8 protein-coding genes are annotated in these 4,788 nt (G+C 55.9%); all 8 read right to left on the minus strand.

From position 1 onward, the window contains the following. Window positions 1-175, minus strand: a 175-nt coding sequence (locus tag FJ398_26115) for a transposase (GenBank protein ID MBM3841363.1), incomplete at its 3' end; no start/stop codon positions are given. A 370-nt stretch (window positions 176-545) separates the two neighbouring features. After that, complete coding sequence (locus tag FJ398_26120) at window positions 546-1,070, minus strand: sel1 repeat family protein (GenBank protein MBM3841364.1); 525 nt, start codon at window positions 1,068-1,070, stop codon at window positions 546-548. Between the two features lie 496 nt (window positions 1,071-1,566). Beyond that, window positions 1,567-1,884 (minus strand): HigA family addiction module antidote protein, encoded by a 318-nt coding sequence (locus FJ398_26125; GenBank protein ID MBM3841365.1) that lies wholly within the window; start codon window positions 1,882-1,884, stop codon window positions 1,567-1,569. 6 nt (window positions 1,885-1,890) lie between these two features. After that, complete coding sequence (locus FJ398_26130; protein MBM3841366.1) at window positions 1,891-2,172, minus strand: type II toxin-antitoxin system RelE/ParE family toxin; 282 nt, start codon at window positions 2,170-2,172, stop codon at window positions 1,891-1,893. 118 nt (window positions 2,173-2,290) lie between these two features. Next, window positions 2,291-3,418 (minus strand): hypothetical protein, encoded by a 1,128-nt coding sequence (locus FJ398_26135; protein MBM3841367.1) that lies wholly within the window; start codon window positions 3,416-3,418, stop codon window positions 2,291-2,293. Window positions 3,419-3,869: 451 nt separating this feature from the next. Continuing rightward, window positions 3,870-4,025 (minus strand): DUF86 domain-containing protein, encoded by a 156-nt coding sequence (locus tag FJ398_26140; GenBank protein ID MBM3841368.1) that lies wholly within the window; start codon window positions 4,023-4,025, stop codon window positions 3,870-3,872. Continuing rightward, a complete protein-coding gene (locus FJ398_26145; GenBank protein MBM3841369.1) occupies window positions 4,001-4,231 on the minus strand; it encodes a DUF86 domain-containing protein in 231 nt (76 codons plus the stop codon). The genes FJ398_26140 and FJ398_26145 overlap by 25 nt, the downstream gene beginning before the upstream one ends. After that, the gene (locus tag FJ398_26150) at window positions 4,221-4,556 is read right to left on the minus strand and encodes a nucleotidyltransferase domain-containing protein (GenBank protein ID MBM3841370.1); all 336 of its coding nucleotides are present in this window, start codon (window positions 4,554-4,556) and stop codon (window positions 4,221-4,223) included. The genes FJ398_26145 and FJ398_26150 overlap by 11 nt, the downstream gene beginning before the upstream one ends. Between the last annotated feature and the right edge of the window lie 232 nt (window positions 4,557-4,788).

Below are 4,788 nucleotides of genomic sequence, written 5' to 3' on the forward strand. Positions count from 1 at the left end.
GCTTTTCGAACAGCTCGTGCAACCGATCCCGAATCGTCCTTTTCCACTGGCTGACCAGCATCGGATGCACCTCATACTCCCGCGCCAACTGCGCCACCGTTTTGACTCCCATTACCGCTTCCAAGCCGACTTTGGCCTTGAAAGCGCCGTTGTATTGTTTGCGTTTTCGCTTCATCGATCTGCTCTCTCTCACATCGAGCAGACCTCGAAAAGACAAGCTTAACTACGGGTCCAAATTTTGGGGTCCAGGGCTTTCCTTCGCATTGTTCCAGTTGAGAAATATGACTAATTTACCAGCGCCGAGAGTGAAGTTTATCAGCCGTTTTCTCCGACCAGCTTTGAATTCGAGTCTGCTGCCGCTTCACTTCGAAATTGTTGACTCCAAAATTTGTTTGGACGAATTACCTGCTCTCTGTGGAACGAATGCTGCGGCTCGACGCTGTCCCTCGGCCACTTGCTCAGGCTTCATCTTCTTTTCGAGTTTGTCTCGTTTCGAGGCCGCAGTTTCGCCGCCGAATGACTCCAAAAGTTGGGTGAATGTTCGGTCAAGCTTGGTCGGCGAAACAGCGGCGAGGCTTACCCCATCTATAAGCTTCAACCAAATCCAAGGGCACTCCTTCGCCTTGGGAATACATCGATCCCAGCTTTTGCTGAGCCAGTTGCCCGCCTTGCTCTGCAGCCTTTCTGTACCATTGCGCCGCCTCTGCGTAATTCTTTGGGACGCTTTCTCCTTCGGCATACAGCTCGCCCAAGACGAATTGCGCTCCGGGGTTTCCCTGTTCGCCCGATTTACGAAAGCATTCAAGTGAAAGACGTTGGTTCTCCTCCACGCCGCGCCCCTCATGGTACATTTGACCAAGTCGGTATTGCGCGTCGGTGCTTCCTTCCTCGGCTGCCAAGTGAAACCTTCTGGCAGCCTCGTTCTGGTCTTTTGGAACAACCCATCCGTTATCGAATGCCGTCGCAACCGTGTATTGAGTTTCGCCCTCCGCATGAGCCGCCGCTTTGTCAAACCAATGTCGAGCAAGGACTTGATCGGACGGCACTCCGATTCCTTCGCTGTACATCACGGCCAAGAAATACTGTGCAGACGCATTGTCTTGGTCGGCGGCTTTTCAAATCCATTGCGCGGACACAGATTCATCTTTTGGAACGCCGATTACTCCTTGCATGTGCAACATTCCAAGCAAGAGCTGCGAGCCTAACTCTCCTTGCTCTGCAGCCTTTTCGATCCACTTCACTCCATCCGCTGATCGCTTTTCTTTCAGGTAATGGACTCCGAGTTCCCGCTGAGATCTTCGATCACCTTGCGCGGCTTCAGACCTAATCGCGTCTAAGAGCGTGTCCGAAAATGTGGGGCAGACAAGATGTCTGCCCCACATTTTCGGACACGCTCTAAGGATTTATTCCTCCGGATTTCGAAAAAGTCTTGAGGTAGCAAACCAACCGTCTGGGCGCTGATCCGCATGGATTGCATGGAGATCAAGAGAAACCTCGCCAGCAGTCTCGGATTCATAGGTCTTCCAAATGGAAGGCAGCGTGTACTTCAGACAGTTGTTTCATTGTTTACGGTGCTGCCGGTTGCATCGTTGCCAGCGGTTCCACATCGCGCTCGATTTGCCGCTGCTTCTCGTAACGGGCCAGCCGCAGGTCATAGTCCGCCTGCAAGCCTGACCACATTTCCGCCGTGGTGCCAAAGAACCGGGCGAGCCGCAACGCGGTGTCCGCGGAGATGGCGCGGTTCTCCTGCACGATTTCATTGATGCGGCGGGGTGCAACACGGAGCGCACGGGCCAGCGCATTCTGCGACAGGTTCAGCGGCTTCATAAACTCTTCCCGAAGAATCTCGCCCGGATGGATCGGAGCCAGTTTATTCGTTTTCATTTTCCGTCAATGGTAATCCACAATTTCCACGTCAAACGCATCCTCTCCCTGCCAGCGGAAGCAAAGACGCCATTGGTCATTGATCCGGATGCTGTGCTGGCCCGACCGATCACCCTTCAAGGCTTCCAGCCGGTTGCCCGGCGGAGCGCGCAAGTCGTCCAACCGCCGCGCCTGGTGCAACAACAACAATTTCCGCCGCGCCACTTGCTGAATCTGTGTCGGCAACCGCCGCGACGCTTCATCGTTGAACAGCCGCTCGGTTTCCGGGCAGGCGAAGCTGCGTATCATCTGCGACAACCATAACGTTCGGCGTCATAGAAGGCAAGCCTTGTTCACGGCGGGAAATTCTCGTGAGACATCTATCAAGAAAAGGCTCCCCCCCGAAAAGAGGGGACGCGGCCCGGTTCTACCGATTGGTCGCGAGCAAAGAATTCTTTTTCGTGCGCGCGTCAATTTGCCAGCACACTCGGCAACGTGGCAATCGCCTGCTTGAGCGGCAGCAATTCGAGATGCGTGTATTTTTGATGCATCGCCGCGTCTGCATGGCCGGTGAGTTTCTGCCGGATTTCCGCCGGTATTCCCGCGTTTGCGAGCGCGCTCGTGAACGTGTGGCGCACAAGCTGTGGAAGGAAAGTTTCGAGAACGTCCGGCCCTGCTTGCCCTTGCCTTTGACTTGCTGCTGGTCAATCCCCGCGTCGCGCATGATGCGAGTGAACATCTGCGAAAGGCCGGAGCGCCCGCCTACCCTGCGCCGTTGGAGCGTCGGGCAGAGATACGCGCGCGGATTGTCACCCGCCAACTCGGCCAAAAGCGCTTCCAAGTCGGGGTGAATCGGACTGGTGACTCCTTTGCCGGTCTTGCGTTGCTCGTAGGTGATGACTCCGCCTGCCAAGTCCACGTTCTCCCAAGTCAGGTTGGTTACGTCGGTAAGGCGAGCGCCCAGGTAGTATCCGAGTAGGATGGCCGTTTTCCATTCATCGTCCGCCGTAGCCAAGAGCAATTGGACTTGGGCCGGACTGAACACGTCACGGGTGTGTGAGACCACCTTGGGCAATTCCACCGCCTCAGCGGGATTGGTGAGCATCGTCCCTTGTCGCCGCGCCACGTTCAACACGGTGCGGAGAACCTTGATTTCCACCGCGACGGTCTTGGGCGCTTTGCCTTGCGCCATTGAATCGTTGCGAAAGCTCTCCAAGTCGCGAACGGTCAGAGCGGCCAGCGGATTCTTCGCCCGTGGCCCCAGGCTTGCCAGAAACCTCTCAACCACGATGCCGTAGCGCTCTGCCGTGCGCGGTTTCTTGGCGAGTTCCTTTGCGTTCTGCCAATTCGAGAAGTAATCCTGAATCGTCTCGTTGTGCATCGGCGCTTGACCGGTGCTTTCGAGGATTGTGTTCAGGACCTTCCGGGCTTGAGCTTCGGTGAAACTGCCGCCGCGTCCCTGCTCCGCTGATTTCTCCCATTGCAGACACACTTCCCAAGCCTTCTTGCGGTCAGTGAGTTTGGTGCTGCGAAACGTCCGCTGACCGTCCGGCAAAGTGAAGGCACAATATCAGAAAGGCGACTTCCCGCGCGGGTCCTTGTGAAGGCTGGCCATGACGAGTCATGGCATAGTCATAACAACGCCCATGTCAAGCAATGTCGCCGAGATCAATATTTACAGGGGTCTTATCACTTCAAGGCGGGTGGGATCGAGGGTTCGATTCCCTTCACCCGCTCCAACTTCTGCAACTCTCACATTTTCAATCAGTTAATCACTGGGAAGTAAATCTCAGGCACGCCAGTGGGAAGTTTTTTGGGAAGTAACAACAGCAAAAAACGCCCACAAATCGGCGTTTTGCCAGCGTTTCCTTTGATCCTATTCCCTCCGTTTTGGGAAGTGGAACTCTCGATACCAACTTTGCTGAATCGAACTTCTCTGGGACGTTCACGTCCTGCGCTCGACGATCAACTTCATAGTGCCCCCGCCGACAAACCCCCAGCAACCTTCATTTCGGCGGTGTGTTCGTTGTCCCGGTTTGATCTGCGAAAAACTTTTCGAGCACCGCACAAACTTCTGGCACATGAAGGGTGGCAACATCCCACACGATTCTCAAATCCACATTGGTGTAGTCGTGCGCTACCACGTTGCGCATGCCGCGCATCTTGCGGAAAGGCAGTCCAGGAATAGGCGCGTAGTCTCGCTGAGATGAACCGTCGCTTCGCCGATGATTTCCAGGCGGCGCACAATGGCGTCCTGCTTTTCGGTGTTCGCTGCGAACTCTTCTTCGCTAGTGTCCTTGACGTAAGAAGCGATCAGTCGGCACGCATTGAGGATGTCGTTAAGCCGCCCGAGTTGGTCAGCTTCCATAAACACAGACGGCCGTGGCCAGGATATGCTCCCTGGCGTAGCGGTTGGGCGACTTTTCCAAAGAGTGGCGCAGGACAAAATCCACGGGGACACCCACCAACTCCTCCGCCTCACCGGCCATATCGAGCAACTCCGCCGTAGAAGGGGGCGTCGATTCGTCGGTGGTCACGAGCATGTCGATGTCACTGTTCGTGGTTTCCGTCGCGTGGGCTGCTGAGCCAAAGATGTCCAGCCTGCGAATTCGATGCTTTTGGCAAAACGGCTGAAACAGCGTCCGTAACTCCGCCAGGGAGGGAGGTTTGGCTCGGCGCAAGATGGCAGAAATCTATCAGCGTAGAACGGCGTTTCAAGCAGCGAAGAAGAGCCGCGCCTGCGCGCAGGCACGGATGGCTCACGCCTGTTCACCACGGTCCCGTTTCTTCCTCCGCTTGATGTCCTCCCAAATCTTCTTCGTGGCGTTTTCTCTGTCGGCGCCCGACACATCAAGACCGGTGGTGGTCTCTTTCAGATCCGAGCCAGAAGCTGGCCCCGGCTGTTTGGCCTGGCGCGCTGACACA

The sequence above is a fragment of the Verrucomicrobiota bacterium genome (genome assembly GCA_016871535.1).
Taxonomy (GTDB): Bacteria; Verrucomicrobiota; Verrucomicrobiia; order Limisphaerales; family SIBE01; genus VHCZ01.